This window comes from Blastococcus sp. SYSU D00669 (genome assembly GCF_054050715.1).
In genome coordinates, this window is sequence record NZ_JBJGZV010000036.1 from 1 (window position 1) to 15,485 (window position 15,485).

At 74.6% G+C, this 15,485-nt stretch carries 15 protein-coding genes; 3 read left to right on the forward strand and 12 right to left on the reverse strand.

The window, feature by feature from the left end:
• A partial coding sequence (locus ACI8AF_RS21100) for an integrase core domain-containing protein (RefSeq protein ID WP_456541775.1) occupies window positions 1-132 on the forward strand: 132 nt, incomplete at its 5' end.
• Here ACI8AF_RS21100 and ACI8AF_RS21105 read toward each other — a convergent pair.
• Both ACI8AF_RS21105 and ACI8AF_RS21110 read right to left on the reverse strand, forming a co-directional pair.
• Window positions 129-788, reverse strand: coding sequence for a response regulator transcription factor (locus ACI8AF_RS21105; RefSeq protein WP_456541717.1), 660 nt, complete (start codon window positions 786-788; stop codon window positions 129-131). The two genes, ACI8AF_RS21100 and ACI8AF_RS21105, sit on opposite strands and share 4 nt — an antisense overlap.
• Window positions 785-1,927 carry a sensor histidine kinase gene (locus tag ACI8AF_RS21110; protein WP_456541718.1) on the reverse strand — a complete coding sequence of 381 codons (1,143 nt, stop codon included), beginning with the start codon at window positions 1,925-1,927 and terminating at the stop codon, window positions 785-787. Before ACI8AF_RS21110 ends, ACI8AF_RS21105 begins: the two co-directional genes overlap by 4 nt.
• Window positions 1,928-2,114: 187 nt before the next feature.
• Between ACI8AF_RS21110 and ACI8AF_RS21115 the strand changes: the two genes are divergently transcribed.
• Together ACI8AF_RS21115 and ACI8AF_RS21120 are read left to right on the forward strand one after the other, a co-directional pair.
• Window positions 2,115-2,990: an ABC transporter ATP-binding protein gene (locus ACI8AF_RS21115; protein WP_456541719.1), complete on the forward strand. Its 876-nt coding sequence runs from the start codon at window positions 2,115-2,117 to the stop codon at window positions 2,988-2,990.
• Window positions 2,991-3,046: 56 nt separating this feature from the next.
• The gene (locus ACI8AF_RS21120) at window positions 3,047-3,823 is read left to right on the forward strand and encodes a hypothetical protein (protein ID WP_456541720.1); all 777 of its coding nucleotides are present in this window, start codon (window positions 3,047-3,049) and stop codon (window positions 3,821-3,823) included.
• Window positions 3,824-3,884: 61 nt separating this feature from the next.
• Here ACI8AF_RS21120 and ACI8AF_RS21125 read toward each other — a convergent pair whose 3' ends face one another.
• The 10 genes from ACI8AF_RS21125 to ACI8AF_RS21170 form a co-directional block, all read right to left on the reverse strand.
• Window positions 3,885-5,558 carry a Na+/H+ antiporter gene (locus tag ACI8AF_RS21125; protein ID WP_456541721.1) on the reverse strand — a complete coding sequence of 558 codons (1,674 nt, stop codon included), beginning with the start codon at window positions 5,556-5,558 and terminating at the stop codon, window positions 3,885-3,887.
• A 67-nt stretch (window positions 5,559-5,625) separates the two neighbouring features.
• On the reverse strand, window positions 5,626-6,318 hold the full coding sequence (locus ACI8AF_RS21130) for a TcmI family type II polyketide cyclase (protein ID WP_456541722.1): 693 nt from the start codon (window positions 6,316-6,318) through the stop codon (window positions 5,626-5,628).
• Window positions 6,315-7,256, reverse strand: a complete 942-nt coding sequence (locus ACI8AF_RS21135; RefSeq protein ID WP_456541723.1) for an oxidoreductase — start codon at window positions 7,254-7,256, stop codon at window positions 6,315-6,317. The genes ACI8AF_RS21130 and ACI8AF_RS21135 overlap by 4 nt, the downstream gene beginning before the upstream one ends.
• Window positions 7,257-7,267: 11 nt before the next feature.
• The gene (locus tag ACI8AF_RS21140) at window positions 7,268-8,527 is read right to left on the reverse strand and encodes a cytochrome P450 family protein (protein ID WP_456541724.1); all 1,260 of its coding nucleotides are present in this window, start codon (window positions 8,525-8,527) and stop codon (window positions 7,268-7,270) included.
• A 14-nt stretch (window positions 8,528-8,541) separates the two neighbouring features.
• Window positions 8,542-11,088, reverse strand: coding sequence for an FAD-dependent monooxygenase (locus ACI8AF_RS21145; RefSeq protein ID WP_456541725.1), 2,547 nt, complete (start codon window positions 11,086-11,088; stop codon window positions 8,542-8,544).
• Window positions 11,085-12,320 (reverse strand): beta-ketoacyl synthase N-terminal-like domain-containing protein, encoded by a 1,236-nt coding sequence (locus ACI8AF_RS21150; protein WP_456541726.1) that lies wholly within the window; start codon window positions 12,318-12,320, stop codon window positions 11,085-11,087. The genes ACI8AF_RS21145 and ACI8AF_RS21150 overlap by 4 nt, the downstream gene beginning before the upstream one ends.
• Entirely contained in the window at window positions 12,317-13,609 is a 1,293-nt protein-coding gene (locus tag ACI8AF_RS21155) for a beta-ketoacyl-[acyl-carrier-protein] synthase family protein (RefSeq protein ID WP_456541727.1), read from the reverse strand. The genes ACI8AF_RS21150 and ACI8AF_RS21155 overlap by 4 nt, the downstream gene beginning before the upstream one ends.
• Window positions 13,606-14,034 carry a cupin domain-containing protein gene (locus tag ACI8AF_RS21160; RefSeq protein ID WP_456541728.1) on the reverse strand — a complete coding sequence of 143 codons (429 nt, stop codon included), beginning with the start codon at window positions 14,032-14,034 and terminating at the stop codon, window positions 13,606-13,608. The genes ACI8AF_RS21155 and ACI8AF_RS21160 overlap by 4 nt, the downstream gene beginning before the upstream one ends.
• Window positions 14,031-14,996 carry an ACP S-malonyltransferase gene (locus ACI8AF_RS21165; RefSeq protein ID WP_456541729.1) on the reverse strand — a complete coding sequence of 322 codons (966 nt, stop codon included), beginning with the start codon at window positions 14,994-14,996 and terminating at the stop codon, window positions 14,031-14,033. The genes ACI8AF_RS21160 and ACI8AF_RS21165 overlap by 4 nt, the downstream gene beginning before the upstream one ends.
• A complete protein-coding gene (locus ACI8AF_RS21170; RefSeq protein WP_456541730.1) occupies window positions 14,993-15,484 on the reverse strand; it encodes an SRPBCC family protein in 492 nt (163 codons plus the stop codon). Before ACI8AF_RS21170 ends, ACI8AF_RS21165 begins: the two co-directional genes overlap by 4 nt.
• Between the last annotated feature and the right edge of the window lies 1 nt (window position 15,485).

Sequence of the window (15,485 nt, forward strand, 5' to 3'; positions counted from 1 at the left end):
ACGACCGAGACCAACCGGCGAGCGGCCCTGTCAGGCTGGCTGCACCACTACAACCACCACCGGCCCCACACCGCCCTGGGCAACCTCCCGCCCATCAGCCGGTGCACCAACGTCTCCGAGCAGTACACCTAGCTCTCCAGCAGACCGGCCTCGTGCGCGAGGATCGCCGCCTGCGTGCGATTGGTGAGGTCCAGCTTGGTGAGCAGCCGCGACACGTAGGTCTTCACCGTGGCCTCGCTGACGTAGAGCTTGCGGGCCAGCTCGGCGTTGGAGTCGCCGCTGCCCAGCAGCTGCAGCACCTCGCGCTCGCGGTCGGAGAGGTCGGCGATCCGCCGCAACGCCTCGGCCTTGCGCGGGGCGGCGCGGCGGTCGACGTAGGACTCGATCAGCGCCGCGGTCACCTTGGGCGAGAGCGTCGCCGTCCCGTCGGCGACGGCGCGGACGGCGGCGGCGATCTCCCGCGGCGGGGTGTCCTTGAGCAGGAACCCGGCCGCGCCCGCGGCCAGCGCCGCGTACACGTACTCGTCGACGTGGAAGGTCGTGAGGACGGCGACCTGCGGCGGGTCCGGCAGCGCCAGGATCTGCTTGGTCGCCGCCAGCCCGTCCATGCCCGGCATGCGGATGTCGGTGAGGACGACGTCGGGCCGCAGCTCACGGGCGGCGGCCACCCCAGCGGCGCCGTCCCCCGCCTCGCCCACGACCTCGAAGTCGCCGGCCGCCTCGAGCACCGTGCGCAGCCCGAAGCGCACCAGCTCCTCGTCGTCCACCAGGAGCACCCGGATGGTCACGTCGGCAGCACCGCCTCCACGCAGAAGCCGCCGTCCAGCCTCGGTTCGGCGGTCAGCCGCCCGCCCAGGGTGCGCACCCGCTCACCCAACCCCACCAGGCCGTAGCCGCCGCTGGGCGCCCCGTCGGCCGGTGCCGTCGCCGGCCCGTTGACCACGCGGATCGACAGCGCGCCGGCGCCCCGGTCGACGGTCACCGTGACCAGCGCCCCCGGGGCGTGCTTGCCGGCGTTGGTCAGCGCCTCCTGCACGATCCGGTAGGCGGCCCGGCTCACCACCGGGTCGACCGGCTCCTGCGGCGGGCCGCTCAGCTCGACCGGCACACCGGCCTCCCGCGCCTCGTCGACCAGCCGCGGCAGCTCCGCCAGGCCCGGCTGCGGACCGAGCGGCGCGGCCTCGTCGACCTCGCCCGCCCGCAGCACCCCGACCATCTGGCGCAGCTCGTCGAGCGCCTGCCGGCCGGCGGCCTGCACCTGCCCGGCCAGCTGCTCGACCCGGTCGCGGTCGCCGGCGGCCATCTCGATCGCGCCGGCCTGCAGCACCATGAGGCTCACCCGGTGGCCGACGGCGTCGTGCATCTCGCGGGCGATGCGGGTCCGCTCGGTGAGGACGGCGTCGCGGGCCATGAGCTCCCGCTCGGCCTCGGCGCGGTCCGCCCGCTCACGCAGGGCCTCGAGGAGCAGGGCACGGGTGCGCTGCCAGATGCCGAGCGCCGCGGGCAGCACGATCGCCAGCGCCGTCCCGCCGATGGCCCCCACGGCCTCGTTCGCCGTCCCGATCGTCCAGGGCTGGATGAGCGAGATCGCGCCTACGACGCCGGCGCCGATCCGCAGCGGCCACCGACCCTCGTACCGGCCGACGGCGTACGCGGTGAGGGTCATCCCGAGTGACAGCGGCGGCAGGACGACGGCGAGCACAGCACTCACGGCGAACGGCACGAGCGGCGCCGACCGGCGGAAGAGGAACAGCGTCACCGTGGACAGCAGCCCGAGGACGAGCAGCGGCCCGTCGGGCAGCAGCTGCTCGGTCTCCGGGCTCGCGGCGCCGATGGCCACGGTGGCGGTGCTGAGCAGCGCGAGGACCGCCTCGAACCAGATGCTGCGCGTGGGCAGACCCGGCCAGAAGCGCGCCCGGATCCTCATGCGACGGAGCGTAGGTCGGCGCGGGCGCCCCGCGGATCGCCCGGGAGTGGATGACCGGCATCAACTATCGGATGACCGGATCGGACCGTAGGTGGACCCGGATCTCGGACCGTCGGCCGACGCGGCGACCCCGTCGTCCCCGGCAGATTTCTCGTCGGCAGAACGACGAACTCCCACGGAGGATCCGATGATCACGGTCAGCGGCCTGACCAAGCAGTACGGCACCCGGACCGTCGTCGACGACGTGTCCTTCACCCTGGAGCCCGGCACGGTGACCGGCTTCCTCGGCCCGAACGGCGCCGGCAAGACCACGACGATGCGGATGATGACCGGCCTGGTGCCGGCCACCTCCGGCACGGCGCTGGTCGACGGCAAGCCCTATCCCGACCTGCCCAACCCCGGAGCCGTCATGGGCACGCTGCTCGACGCCTCCGCCGTCCACCCCGGCCGGTCGGGCCGGACGCACCTGCGGCTGCTGGCCGACACCATCGGCGTCCCGGCGACGCGGGTGGACGAGGTGCTGGAGCTCGTCGGCCTGAAGGAGGCGGCCCGCCGACGCGTGGGCGGCTATTCGCTGGGCATGCGGCAGCGGCTCGGCATCGCCGGCGCCCTGCTGGCCGACCCGCCGGTGCTGGTCTTCGACGAGCCGGCCAACGGTCTGGACCCCGAGGGCATCCGCTGGATGCGCGACCTGCTGCGCGGCCACGCCGCGCGCGGCGGCACGGTGCTGCTGTCCTCGCACCTGCTCGGCGAGGTCGAGCACACGGTCGACCGGCTGCTGGTCATCGGCTCCGGCCGGATCGTCGCCGACGGGCCGGTGGCGGCGCTGCTCGGCTCGGAGGGGACGGCGGTGCGTGCCGTCGACGCCGCCGCGCTCGCCCGCGCGCTGCGAGCCGCCGGCTTCGAGGTCCAGGACGGCGGCGACGGCGCCCTGGTGCTGCCCGGCGCCGAGCCGGTCGCCGTCGGCCAGGTGGCCGCGACCGCCGGCATCGCGCTGACCGACCTGCGGCCGCTCGAGCGCGGCCTCGAGGACCTGTTCTTCCAGCTCACGGCGGCGGCGTGATGACGACCCCGCCCGCCCACCACCCGCCCTTCGTCCCCGTCCAGGAGGAACCCGACATGACCGCCACCCTCGAGCGCCGCGCCACCGCCGTCGCTCCCACCCCCGCCCGTCCGCCCGTGCGCCGGACCGGTCCGTCGCTGCCGAAGCTGGTCGGCATCGAGATGCACAAGTCGCTGTCCACCCGCTCGGGCAAGTCGCTGGCCGTGGCCGCGACGCTGCTCGGTCCGGCCGCCGTCGCCCTGATCGCGACCGCCAGCTCCGAGGAGCTCGGCTCCGTGACCGGCCCGATCTCGGTGATGGGCCTGCTCACCGGCTACCTGCTGATCACCCTCGGCGTGCTGTCGACGGCGGGGGAGTGGAGCCACAAGACGGTGCAGACGACGTACCTGCTGGTCCCGCACCGCGGCCGGGTGCTGGCCGCCAAGGCCGCCGCGGTCGGGCTGCTCGGCGCTGTCTTCGCCGCCGTGTCGACGGCGCTGGTCGCCGGCGTCCTGGCCGTGACGGAGAGCGGCATCGAGTGGGACGGCGCCGGCCGGGCCATGGGTGTCGCGGTGGCCGCGGGTGCCGCCTTCGCGGTGGCTGGTGCCGGTGCGGGTGCCGCCTTCGCCAACACCCCGGCGGGGCTGACCTCGATGTACCTGGCGCTGCTGGGGGTCATCCCGATCCTGTCGAGCTTCAAGCCGGAGATCGCGGAGAAGATCGACCCGGCGAACTCGGTGCTCAACCTGGCGCAGGGGCTCGAGCAGCCGCAGTCGATCGCGATCATCGCCGGCTGGGTCGTCGTCCCCGCGGTGGCCGGCTGGATCCTCACCCACCGCCGCGCCGTCCAGTGACCGCTTGACCAACGCACGCCGAGGGCCCTCTCGATCCGTCGAGAGGGCCCTCGGCGTGTGCTCAGCCCGCCGGCCGGGCGGGGAGCAGGTTCTCCTGGTGGTCGAGCTCGCGCTCGAGCACCCGCAGGCCGGCGTCGGGGAGCCGGCCGCTGTCGCGCAGCCGCAGCAGCGCCTCCCGCTCGGCCTCCAGCACCGACCGGGAGATCCGCACCGCCGCCTCGTACTGCGGGTTGTGCGGGATGTCCGTGTCGGCGCTCTCCAGCGCGTCCAGCCGGCCCTGGTAGCGCACCAGCCGGGTCTCCAGCTGGCTGCGCAGGGCGTGGATCGCGCGGTCCTCGACGTCGTCGTGGCGCTCGTGGTCCAGCTCCTCGAGCCGCCGGAGGCCCGCCTCGACCGCCGCGATCCGGCCACGGTTGCGCAGCCGCGCCTGGTCGGCGGCGTTCGCGCGCAGCCCCAGCCGGCGCACCAGCGGCGCGAACGTCACCCCCTGCCCGACCAGCGTCACCAGGACGACGAGCAGCGCGCAGAACTGCAGCAGCTCGCGGTCTGGGAACGGCTCGCCGGCGTCGGTCAGCCGCGGCAGCGTGAAGATCGCCGCCAGGCTGATCACCCCGCGCGTCCCCGCCCAGCTCAGCGCCACCAGCTCGCGCCCGGTGAGGCGCTCCTCGGCGTGCCGACGCCGGGCACCGGGCTGCTCCTCCTCGTCCGAGGCGTCCTCCTCCCCGCCGCCCAGCCGCGTGTGCAGCGACCCCGGCAGCACCTGCGTGAGCACCAGCCACACCGGCCGGAGCAGCAGGACGACGCCGGCGCTCACCACCGACGCGATCACGATCGTCGACGTCTCGTACGCCGCCAGCCCTTCGAGCAGCACCGGCAGCTGCTGGCCGATCAGCAGGAACACCAGGCCCTCGAGCAGGAAGTCGACCAGCCGCCACACGGCGTTGACCTGCAGCCGGCTGACCCCCGACACGAACCGCGAGCTGTCGTGCCCGATCACCAGCCCGGCGACCACCACGGCCAGGACGCCGGAGACGTGCAGCTCCTCGCCCAGCAGGTACGCGGCGAACGGCGTCGCCAGCGAGATCGCCGTCAACGACATCGGGTCGGTCCGCCACCGCCGCAGCCACCGGACGGCGTAGGCGACCACGAGCCCGACCACCACCCCGCCGGCCGCCGCGAGCAGGAACTGGCCCACCGCACCCCAGGTGGAGAAGCCGTCACCGGTGGCGGCGGCCACCGCCACGGTGAGGATCGTCAGCGCCGTCGCGTCGTTGAGCAGCCCCTCGCCCTGGATCAGGGTGATCAGCCGCGGCGGCAGGCCGACCCGCCGTCCCACCGCGAGCGCCGCCACCGGGTCGGGCGGCGCCACGGCCGCCCCCAGCGCCACCCCGGCGGCGAACGTCGCCCCGGCGACGAACAGGCTGAAGCCCCAGCCCACCACCAGCGCCGTCGCCAGGACCAGCGACACCGAGAGGCTGACGACGGTCCGCAGGTTGCGCCTGATGCCCAGCAGCGAGGAGTCCAGCGCCGCGCTGTAGAGCAGCGGCGGGATGACCAGCGTCAGGACCACGTGGGGATGGAGCTCGACGTTCGGCCCGGGCAGGAACGCGTAGACGATGCCGGCCACCGTCAGCAGGGCGGCCTCGGGCAGTCCGGTCTTCTCCGCCACCCAGTGCAGGACGACGACCACGGCGACCGCGGCCAGGACGAACAGCAGGACGGCCTCGATCTCCACCCGCCCATCCTCGCGGGGAGGGCGGTGGGGGGCCTCCGGACCGTCCGGAGGCCCCGGGACCTGCCTCTCAGTCCTCCGGGTGCCAGTCGTCGGCCTGCCAGCGGTGGAACACCTTGGCGACGGAGTCGCGCGGGGTCTGCCACTTGGCCGGGTCGTACGGGCCCACGTACGGGCTGAGGTCCTGCATGATCTTGGCGAAGGCCGGGCGGTGCGACTCGTGGTCGGCCCGGACCTGGGCGGCCTTGACCGGGTCCTGCTCCAGCAGGTGCACGAAGACGTCCTCCATCGAGTACAGCCAGCGCCCGGTGACGCCCGTCTCGACCGGCAGCGGCCCGGCGTCGGAGTCGGCGAAGACCCGCGCGATGTCCTCCTCGGCGCCCGGCTTCATCCGCTGCACGATGACGGTCAGCTCGCGCTCGGCCGGCACGTCGCCGTCGGGCACCCAGCGGTAGAACTCCTTGGCCACCGAGTGCGACGGGTTCTCCCAGTAGCTCGGGTAGGGCGTCACGTACGGGGCGATCTTCTCGGCGATCTGCTGGAACGCCGGCAGCCCGCGGCGCTGGCCCGAGATCGCCGGGTCCTCCTTGCGCTCGATGACGTGGATGTAGAGGTCCTCGTACGACAGCAGGTACCGCCCGATGACACCGAGGTCCTGGGGTCTGGTGGTCCGGTCGTAGTACGCGAAGACCGGGCCGACCTGGTCCTCGCTGCCGGGCACCATGCGGCACACGATCACGTTGCGGAACGGTCGGAAGGTCACGGCTCCTCCTCGGGGGTGGGGTTCGGTCGGGCAGCGGCGAGGCCGTCGAGCTCCGCCAGGTCGACGGCGTCCAGCTCGAGCGCGGACGCCGCGGTGTTCTCCTCCAGCTGCGCCACCGACGTGGCGCCCGGGATCAGCAGCAGGTTGGGCGAGCGGGCGAGCAGCCAGGCGATGGCCACCTGCTCGCGGGTGGCCGACGCCCGCTCCGCCACCGCGTCCAGCACCGCCGACTGCGCCGGCGTCAGCTCGCGGACGCGGAACGTCTGCGTGTACGAGAAGCCCTGCATGCTCAGGTAGGCGATCCCGTCCCGCGCCAGCTCGTCGAGCAGGGCGTCGTCCCCGCGGCAGACCAGGTTGTAGTCGTGCTCGACGCACGCGACCGGGGCGATGCGCCGGGCCTCGGCGATCTGCCCTGGGGTCACGTGGGTGACCCCCAGGTGCCGGACCAGCCCTTCCTGCTGCAGCTGGGCCAGCGCCTCGAACGGCTCGGCGAGCGAGCTCTCGGCCGCCCGGTGGTCGGCCCCCGGCATGCGCAGGGCGGCGACGTCGAGCACGTCGACCCCGAGCCGGTCCAGGTCCTCCTGCACCGCCTGCCGGAGCTCGGCCGCCGTCAGCGCCGGCACCCAGCCGCCGTCCGGCGTCCGCCGCGCCCCGACCTTGGTCACGATGACCAGGTCGTCGGGGTAGGGGTGCAGCGCCTCGCGGACCAGCTCGTTGACCACGTGCGGGCCGTAGTGGTCGCTGGTCTCGATGTGCTGCACGCCGAGCTCGACGGCGCGGCGCAGCACGGCCAGCGCGGCCGCCCGGTCGGCCGGCGGGCCGAGCAGCCGGGGTCCGGTCAGCTTCATGGCGCCGAAGCCGAGGCGGTTGACCTCGCGGTCGCCCAGGAGGAACCGCCCGGACAGCTCGGCGCCGGGGAGCTGGGCCAGCTCGGACATTGCGCGCCTCCTCAGCCGGCGGGGGTCGGGGTGAACCGGAGCGGCAGCTCGAGCAGGCCGCGGAAGGCCGACGCGGCAGGCAGCCACTGCAGCTCCTCGACGGGGACGTCGAGCCGCAGGTCGGGCAGGCGGACGAGGACCCGCCGCAGCGCGGTCGTCGCCTCCATGCGGGCCAGCGCGGTGCCCAGGCAGTAGTGGATGCCGTGGCCGAAGGACATGTGCGCCACGTCGCCGCGCGTGACGTCCAGCCGGTCGGGGTCGGCGACCAGGGCCGGGTCGTGGTTGGCCGCGCTGAGCACCACCGTCACGATCGAGCCGGCCGGGATGGGCACGCCGCCGATCTCCATGTCCTCGGTGGCGAACCGGAAGCTCGACACCGGCACCGAGCCGTCGAAGCGCAGCAGCTCCTCGACGGCGTCGGGGATGCGGTCGGGCTCCCGGCGCAGCAGGTCGAGCTGGTCGGGGTTGGTCAGCAGGGCCACGACGGCGTTGCCGAGGAAGTCCGAGGTGGTCTGGTAGCCGGCGAACAGCAGCAGGAAGGCGGTCGACACCAGCTCCGCCTCCGACAGCCGGCCCTGCTCGTCGCGGGCGGCGATCAGCGAGCTGACCAGGTCCGTCCCCGGCTCGCGGCGCTTGGCCGCGACCAGGCCGGTGAAGTAGGCGTGCAGCCGCTGCTGGGCCTCCCCGATCGCCGCCCGGTCCTCCTGCGGGCTGCGCCCGCCGGTGCCCACGGTCCGGATCACCTGGGTGCCGGCCAGGATCGCCTCGTGGTCCTGCCGCGGGATCCCGAGCAGGTCGCCGATGACGGCCAGCGGCAGCCGCAGGGCGAAGTCGTCGACGAAGTCGGTCCGCCCGCGCGGTGCGATCCGGTCGAGCAGGCCCTCGACGATCTCCTCGACCCGGGGGCGCATCGCCTCGATCCGCCGCGGCGTGAACGCCTGCGTCACCAGCCGCCGCAGCCGGCTGTGCTCCGGCTCGTCGGAGTTGAGCATGTTCGTGTTGATCTGCCGGGCCTTCTCGCCGAAGACGGCGAGGTAGGTGTCGCCGGCCCGGTACAGGTCCTTGGACAGCCGCGGGTCCGACAGCGCCGCCCGGGCGTCCTCGTACCGGGTGACCAGGTAGGAGTCGAAGCGCGGCGTCCGCACCTTGACCACCGGGCTGTCGGCGCGCAGCCGGGCGTAGACCGGGTACGGGTCGGCGCGGAACGCGGAGGTGTAGATCTCGGCGCCGGGGACCGGCTCGGTGGCGGGCCGCTCGCTGGTGAGTGACATGGCTTTCCCTCGGGTCAGGGCGCGAACACCCGCGCCAGGTGCTCCTGCAGGGCCCCCTCCACCACGGGGCGGGTCCGGAACCCGACGTGGCCGTCCGGGCGGACGACGTAGGCGGCCGTGGCGGCGTCGGCGATGCCGTACGCCTCCCGGAACGCGCCCGGGTCGCGCAGCACCGGCAGGTCCACCAGCGCCGGGAGCTGCGCGTCGCCGGCGGCGAGCAGGTACGGGTGCACCTGCCCGCGGCTGGCCTGGCGGACCGAGACGGCCAGCTTCTCCAGCGCCAGCACGAGCTCGTCGGACACGTCCGGGCCGACGGCGAGCAGCAGGGTGGTGTGCGTCCCGCGGGTCAGGTCGAACAGCCGCAGGTCGTGGGCGATCCCGAACCGGCGCAGGCCGTGGACGTCAGGCGCCCGGTGCCCCGGCTCCGGCCCGCCGGCGAACCCCGCGGCGTCCTCGGTCTGGCCGACCAGCGGGCTGCCCGCGTAGTTCATCGTCATCTGCATCTCGAGCAGGAACTGCGCCTTCTCGTCGTCCATGTCCATCTCGTCGGTGAACGCGATGGCCACGGCGCGGTCGACGATCGCCTTGCCCGCCGGCCGGCGCTCGGCGTCGTAGCTGTCGAGCAGCCCGGGCGCGGCCAGACCCCGGACCGCCAGGGCGAGCTTCCAGCCGAGGTTCCAGGCGTCCTGGATCCCGGTGTTCATGCCCTGGCCACCGGCCGGCGGGTGCAGGTGCGCCGCGTCGCCGGCCACGAAGACCCGGCCGACGCGGTAGCGGTCGACGATGCCGTGCTTGATCCGGAAGATCGACGACCAGCGCAGGTTGCTCGCCGTCGTCCCGGGCGGGCCGAGGTCGTCGACCGCCGCCTGCAGGTCGGCCAGCGTCGGCGGCTCGTACTCCTGCCAGAACCCGGCCGGGACGACGCCGGAGCCGATGGTCTTCTGCAGTCGCTCCGGGGCCAGCGTGGCGATCCGGTAGCGGTTGCGGCCCTTGAGCGGGACGCAGACCAGCATCCCGGTGAACTCGCCGCCCTCCTCGATGCGCACCCAGCGCAGCAGGTGCCCGGCCGGCATGTCCCAGTCGACGTCGACGTCCCCGAGCATGAACAGCTGCGGGAACATCGACAGCCCGCCGACGAACGAGAGCCCCAGCCCGGAGCGGACGGCGCTGTGCGCGCCGTCGCAGCCGACCAGGTACCGCGCCCGGGTGGTCTCCACCTCGCCGGAGGCACGCCGCAGCTGCGCGGTGACGCCGTCGTCGTCCTGGGCGAAGCCGACCAGCTCCACCCCGCGCTCGACGGCGACCCCCCCGGCGCGCAGGCGGTCGGTGAGCAGCCGCTCGGTCTCGTACTGGGGCAGTCCCAGGTGGGCGTAGGGCAGCTCGTCCAGCCCCGCCCAGTCGACCTGGTGGGTCTGCACGCCGTTGACGAAGACCGTCTGGCCGTGCAGCCAGATCCCGGCGTCCACCGCGTCGGCGACGATCCCCTGGTCCTCCCAGATCTCCATGGTGCGGCAGTGGATGCCGATCGCCTTGTCCGCCTGGGTGGCCGCCTGCTCCCGCTTGTCCACGATCCGGACGGCGATGCCGCGGCGGGCCAGCTCGATGGCGTGCGTCAGCCCGGCCGGGCCGGCGCCCACGACCAGCACCTCGACGTCGGTCGGGCCGTGGGGGACGGGCGGGGTCGGGGACGGCGGCGCCACCGGCCGCGTGGTCTCGGGCTTCGCGACGAACTCCTGCACCGTCGCGCTCGGCACCGGCACGTCCGCTTCCGGCGCCGGAACCGGAGCCGCTTTCGGCGCGGAAAGCAGGGCCGGTTCCGGTGCGGAAAGCGGGGCCGGTTCCGGTGCGGAAAGCGGGGCCGCTTTCGGTGCGGGGAGCGGAGCGGACGGAACGGTCCGGCTCGGCGGCGGGGCCTCGTAGCCGCCGTCGCCGCCGACGTGGTCGGGCGGCCGGTAGCGGATCTCGTACAGCTGCCGCTCGAAGTCGACCGACAGCCAGCGCACCAGCGACGCGGTCTGGTCGGCGTGCGAGGGGTCGTCGACCCAGTTGGTGAAGTCCTGCTCCGACTCCCACTCGGCGAAGATGTGGAACACCGGCGCGTCCGGCTCCTTGAGCAGCTCCTCCCGCACCAGCCCGCGGGTGCCGTGCAGCCGCTCGACCGTCTTGCGGTAGCCGCGCTCGAAGGCCTCCTCCTCGCCCGGCCCGACCACCGTGCGGATGTCGACCCGCACGTGCGGGCCGCGCTCGCCCGGCACGGTGCACAGCACCTCGTAGGTGCTGCGGGAGGCGTCCTCGCGCAGGTCGCGCAGCGCCGCGGTGAGGGTCTCGCGGGCGCTGCTGCGACCGAACGCGTCGACCGACGCGCGGTCGGCCCAGTCGGCCGTGATCAGGAAGGTCCGCGGGTCGTCGGCGTCGCGCACCAGCTCCTGCCGCAGGTTGCCCGGCACCCGGCTGATCTCCGCCGCGGCCCGCCGCCAGGCCTGCTCGAACTGCGCCTCGCACCCCTCCCGCGTGCGCATCCGCAGCAGGGTGCGCACGCCGCCGCCGTCCACCGTCGTCACGCCGCCTCCTCGACCCGGCGCAGCACGAGGCTGCTGTTGAAGCCGCCGAATCCGCGGGCCAGCACCACGACGGTCCCGACGTCCTGCACGCGGGGGTGCCGGAGGAGCTCGACGCCGGGGGCGTCGACCGGGTCGTCGAGGTGCGCGGTCCCGGGCGCGATCCCGTCGCGCATCGCCAGCAGCGCCGTGGCCACGTCGAGCGCCGATCCGCCGGCCATCAGCCGGCCGGTCCAGGACGACGGCGCGGTCACCGGCACCGGCGTCGAGCGGCCGCCGAACACGTCGGCGAGCGCCTGCAGCTCCAGGGCGTCGAGCTCTGGCGTGCCGGCGCCGTCGGCGATCACGAGGTCGACCTCCTCGGGCCGCACGCCGGCGTCGACCAGCGAGAGCCGGATGGCGCGGGCGTACTGCACGGCGTCGGGTGCGGGGTCCTCGTGGTGGTGGGCGTCGTGCGTGGCGCCGTAGCCGGCCACCTCACCCCACACATGACGGACCCCGCGCGCCCGCGCGGCACCGGGCTCCTCGAGCAGCAGGATCGCCCCGCCCTCGCCGATCACCGAGCCGTTGGCCCGCCGGTCGAACGGCCGGTAGGCGTCCTCCGGCCGGGTCGCCGTCGACAGCCGGCCGCTCGTCGCCTGGCAGAGCACCGCGTACGGGCAGATCCCGGCCTCCGTGCCGCCCACCAGCACCGCCGGCGTGCCGCGGCGCACCACGCGCCGCGCCCAGCCGATGCTGTCCAGGCCGCCGGCGCCCTCGCTCACCACGACACCCGACGGGCCCTTCCAGCCGTCGCGGATGGAGATCTGGCCGGTGCTCGCGGCGTAGAACCAGGCGATCGACTGGTAGGCGCCGACCGACCGCGGTCCCTTGGCCCACAGGCCCTGGATCTCGTGCTGGCTGAACTCGTTGCCGCCCGAGCCGGCGGCGAGGAACACCGAGGTGGCGTAGACGTCCTCGGGCGGCTCGTAGCCGGCGTCCTGCACCGCCAGCGTGGCGGCGGCCAGCGACGTCCACGTCCACCGGTCGGTCTGCACCATCAGCTGCGGCGCCACGTGGTCGCCGGGGACGAAGTCGCGGACCTGCCCGGCCAGGGTCACGCCGTAGCGCGCCGCGTCGAAGCCCTCGATCGGCCCGATGGCCGACCGCTCGGCGAGCAGCGAGGACCAGTGCGCCTCGGCGCCGATCCCCGTCGGGGCGACGACGCCGATGCCGGTGACGAGCAGCCCGCTCACGGCATCCGCCGCGAGGGGTGCGCCAGCACGATCGCCGACTGGAACCCGCCGAAGCCGCTGCCGACCGACACCGCGACGTCGACCTTCTGCTCCCGGGCGGTGACGGGCACGTAGTCGAGGTCGCACTCGGGGTCGGGGACCTCGTAGTTGGCGGTGGGCGGGACGACGCCGCGCTGCACGGCCAGCGCCGTCGCGGCGATCTCGATGGACCCGATGGCCCCCAGCGAGTGCCCGACCATCGACTTGATCGAGCTCATGGTGATCCGCCGCGCGGTCTCGCCGAGGCTGAGCTTGACCGCCGCCGTCTCGTGCCGGTCGTTCTGCTTGGTCCCCGAGCCGTGCGCGTTGACGTAGCCGACCTCGTCGGGGTCGGTGCGGCCCTGGTCCAGGGCCTGGCGGATCGCCTCGGCCATCTCGGTGCCGTCGGGCTTCAGGCCGGTCATGTGGAAGGCGTTGCAGCGGTTCGCGTAGCCGGTGATCTCGCAGTAGGGCTCCGCGCCGCGCCGCCGGGCGTGCTCCAGCTCCTCCAGGACCAGGACGGCGGCGCCCTCCCCCATCACGAACCCGTCCCGGCGGGCGTCGAACGGCTTGGCCGCGTGCTCGGGGTCGGCGTTGTTGCCCGTGGTCGCCCGGATGGTGTCGAAGCAGGCCATCGAGATCGGCGAGATGGGGGCGTCGCTGGCCCCGGAGACGACCACGTCGGCGTCGCCGTCCTCGATCAGCTGGCTGCCGTAGCCGACCGCGTCGATCCCCGACGTGCAGCCGGTGGAGACGACGGTGGCCGGCCCGTGGGCGCGGAACCGGACGGCGAGCTCGGTCGCGCCGCAGCTGGGCACCAGCGCGTGGTGGAGGAACCGGGAGGCGTAGCGGGGGTCGACCAGCCAGTGCCGCCCGGCGTCGCTGACCGCGACGTACTCCTGCTCCAGCCGCATGGTGGCCCCGACGGCGCTGCCGAGGGTGACGCCCACGCGCTCGGGGGGCGGCGCGTCGTCGGCGCCCGAGCCCAGCGCCAGCCCGCTGTCGGCGACCGCCTCGTCGGCGGCGACCAGCGCCATCTGCACGAAGCGGTCGTTGCGGTGCACCTCCTGGGCGGTGAGCCCGAGCAGGCGGCCGTCGAAGTCCACCTCCGCCGCCACCTGCGAGCGGAACCGGCTCGGGTCGAAGAACGTGATCCGCCGGGTCGCCGTCCGCCCGGCGGTCAGCATGTCCCAGAAGCCCTCGCGGCCCATCGAGCCGGGCGCGACGACGCCGATCCCGGTGACGACGACCCGGCGCCCGCCCGTGCTCACCGGGCGCCGTTCGACGCGGCGGGGACCTCGGTGTCGACGTGCCCGAGCTCGGGGCGGGGCGCCAGCGGGCCGCAGAGGAAGACGAAGAACGCCGTCGTCGTCCCGTCGTTGACGATCCGGTGGCGCACGCCGATCGGGATGTGCACCGCCGACTCGGCGACCAGCCGCCGCTCCTCGCCGTCCAGGGTGACCAGGACGTCCCCGCGCTCGCAGTAGAGGTACTCCTCCGAGTACGGGTGCCAGTGCTCGGTCACGACCTCGCCCGGCTCGAGGGTCAGCGTGCCCATGAACCCGGCCGTGGCCCCGACGCTCGTGGGGGACAGCAGCACCCGGATGTCGCCGCCGCGGCGCCGGTTGGGGACGACGTCGGCCCGGTGCACGGTCGGGCCGCAGCGGACCGCCGGGGCGGACTGGATGGTGGTCATGTCTCTCCTCGGGTGGGGACCGGGCTGGCGAGGGCGGGCTCCCGGGGTGCGACGGGGACGGGCAGGTGCGGGCCCGAGGCGAGGCAGACCGGGAGGTCGGGGTGGACCTGCCGGACCAGCGGCCCCAGGACGGGCACGCTGCCGACCTCGACGACGGCGGTCGCGCCGGCCGCCACCAGCGCGGTGGACGTGCCCTCCCACTGCACGGGGGAGGTCAGGTGGGCCCGCAGGCAGGTGCCCAGCCGGTCGCCGTCGCGGGTGGGCACCGGATCGGCGTTCGGCACCACGGGCACGGTCGGGTCCGACCAGTCGAGGTCGGCCAGGGCGGCGGCGAGGCGGACGGCGACCGGCCGCATCAGCGGGCCGTGGCAGGCCGCGCGCCCCGGCAGGCGGACCATGTCCAGGCCGGCCGCGAGCACCGCCCGCCGGGCGCGGGCCAGCTCCTCGCGGGTGCCGGAGAGCACGACCTGCCGCGGGCCGTCGACGCACGCGATGGCCAGCGTGCCGGAGCTGCCGGCCTCGGCGACCAGCATCCGGGCGACCGTGCCGGCCGCCGGGCCGATGACGGCGGCCATGCCGGCGCAGGACGGCCGGGGGGACAGGCTCAGCAGGTCGGCCCGCCAGTGCACCAGCTCGACGACCTGGTCCAGCGGCAGGGCGCCGGCGGCCACCAGCGCGGCGTACTCGCCGACCCCGTGCCCGGCCACGACGACCGGGCGCAGGCCCTGCGCCGTGAGGCTGCGGACGGCGGCCACGCCGGTCACCACCACGGCCAGGTGAGCGGCCGCGGCGTCGGCCATGGCCAGCGGGTCCCGCCACCAGTCGACGACGTCGCGGCCGATCACGGAGGAGGCCTCGTCCAGCACCTCGGCGGCCGGGTCGTCGAACCGCCACGGGGTGGCCAGCCCGGCGAAGGCGCCGCTCTCGCCGGGCAGGACGACCGCGACCGGCCCGGTGCTCACGTCTCCTGCTCCCGCGCCCGGGCCGCCGCCTCGACCTTGTCGCGGATGACGGCCATCTGGACCTTGCTGTTGGTGTCGATCCGCCGGGTCATCCCCGCGGTGTCGATCGGTGCCTCCGGGCGCATCCGGAAGTCCTGGACCCACCGCATCCGGGTGCCGGTGCCCTCCGGCGCGTAGGTCCAGCGGATGTCCATGAACTCGAACGGCCCCGGCTCGAGGCGGCGGGCCACGACCTCGTGGGCGGCCTCGTCGAGGGTGCGCTCCGACACCCAGCTCCACACCCGGCCGGACTCGTCGGGGTGCATCTTGAGCCGGAAGCGGAACGTCGACCCGGTCCGGGCGAGGATCTCCACCTCGGCGTACTCGGTGAACAGCTGCGGCCACGACTCCAGGTCGTTCGTCATCCGCCAGACGTGGTCGAGGTCGGCGTCGATGAAGATCGAGTTGTCGGTGTGGCCGATCGTCTCCCGCTCCAGGGTGCTGCTCATG

Coding starts and splice junctions, on each gene's coding strand:
- ACI8AF_RS21110 (WP_456541718.1), bottom strand. CDS start 1,927: ATGAGGATCCGGGCGCGCTTCTGGCCGGGTCTGCCCACGCGCAGCATC.
- ACI8AF_RS21115 (WP_456541719.1), top strand. CDS start 2,115: ATGATCACGGTCAGCGGCCTGACCAAGCAGTACGGCACCCGGACCGTC.
- ACI8AF_RS21120 (WP_456541720.1), top strand. CDS start 3,047: ATGACCGCCACCCTCGAGCGCCGCGCCACCGCCGTCGCTCCCACCCCC.
- ACI8AF_RS21135 (WP_456541723.1), bottom strand. CDS start 7,256: ATGTCCGAGCTGGCCCAGCTCCCCGGCGCCGAGCTGTCCGGGCGGTTC.
- ACI8AF_RS21140 (WP_456541724.1), bottom strand. CDS start 8,527: ATGTCACTCACCAGCGAGCGGCCCGCCACCGAGCCGGTCCCCGGCGCC.
- ACI8AF_RS21160 (WP_456541728.1), bottom strand. CDS start 14,034: ATGACCACCATCCAGTCCGCCCCGGCGGTCCGCTGCGGCCCGACCGTG.
- ACI8AF_RS21170 (WP_456541730.1), bottom strand. CDS start 15,484: ATGAGCAGCACCCTGGAGCGGGAGACGATCGGCCACACCGACAACTCG.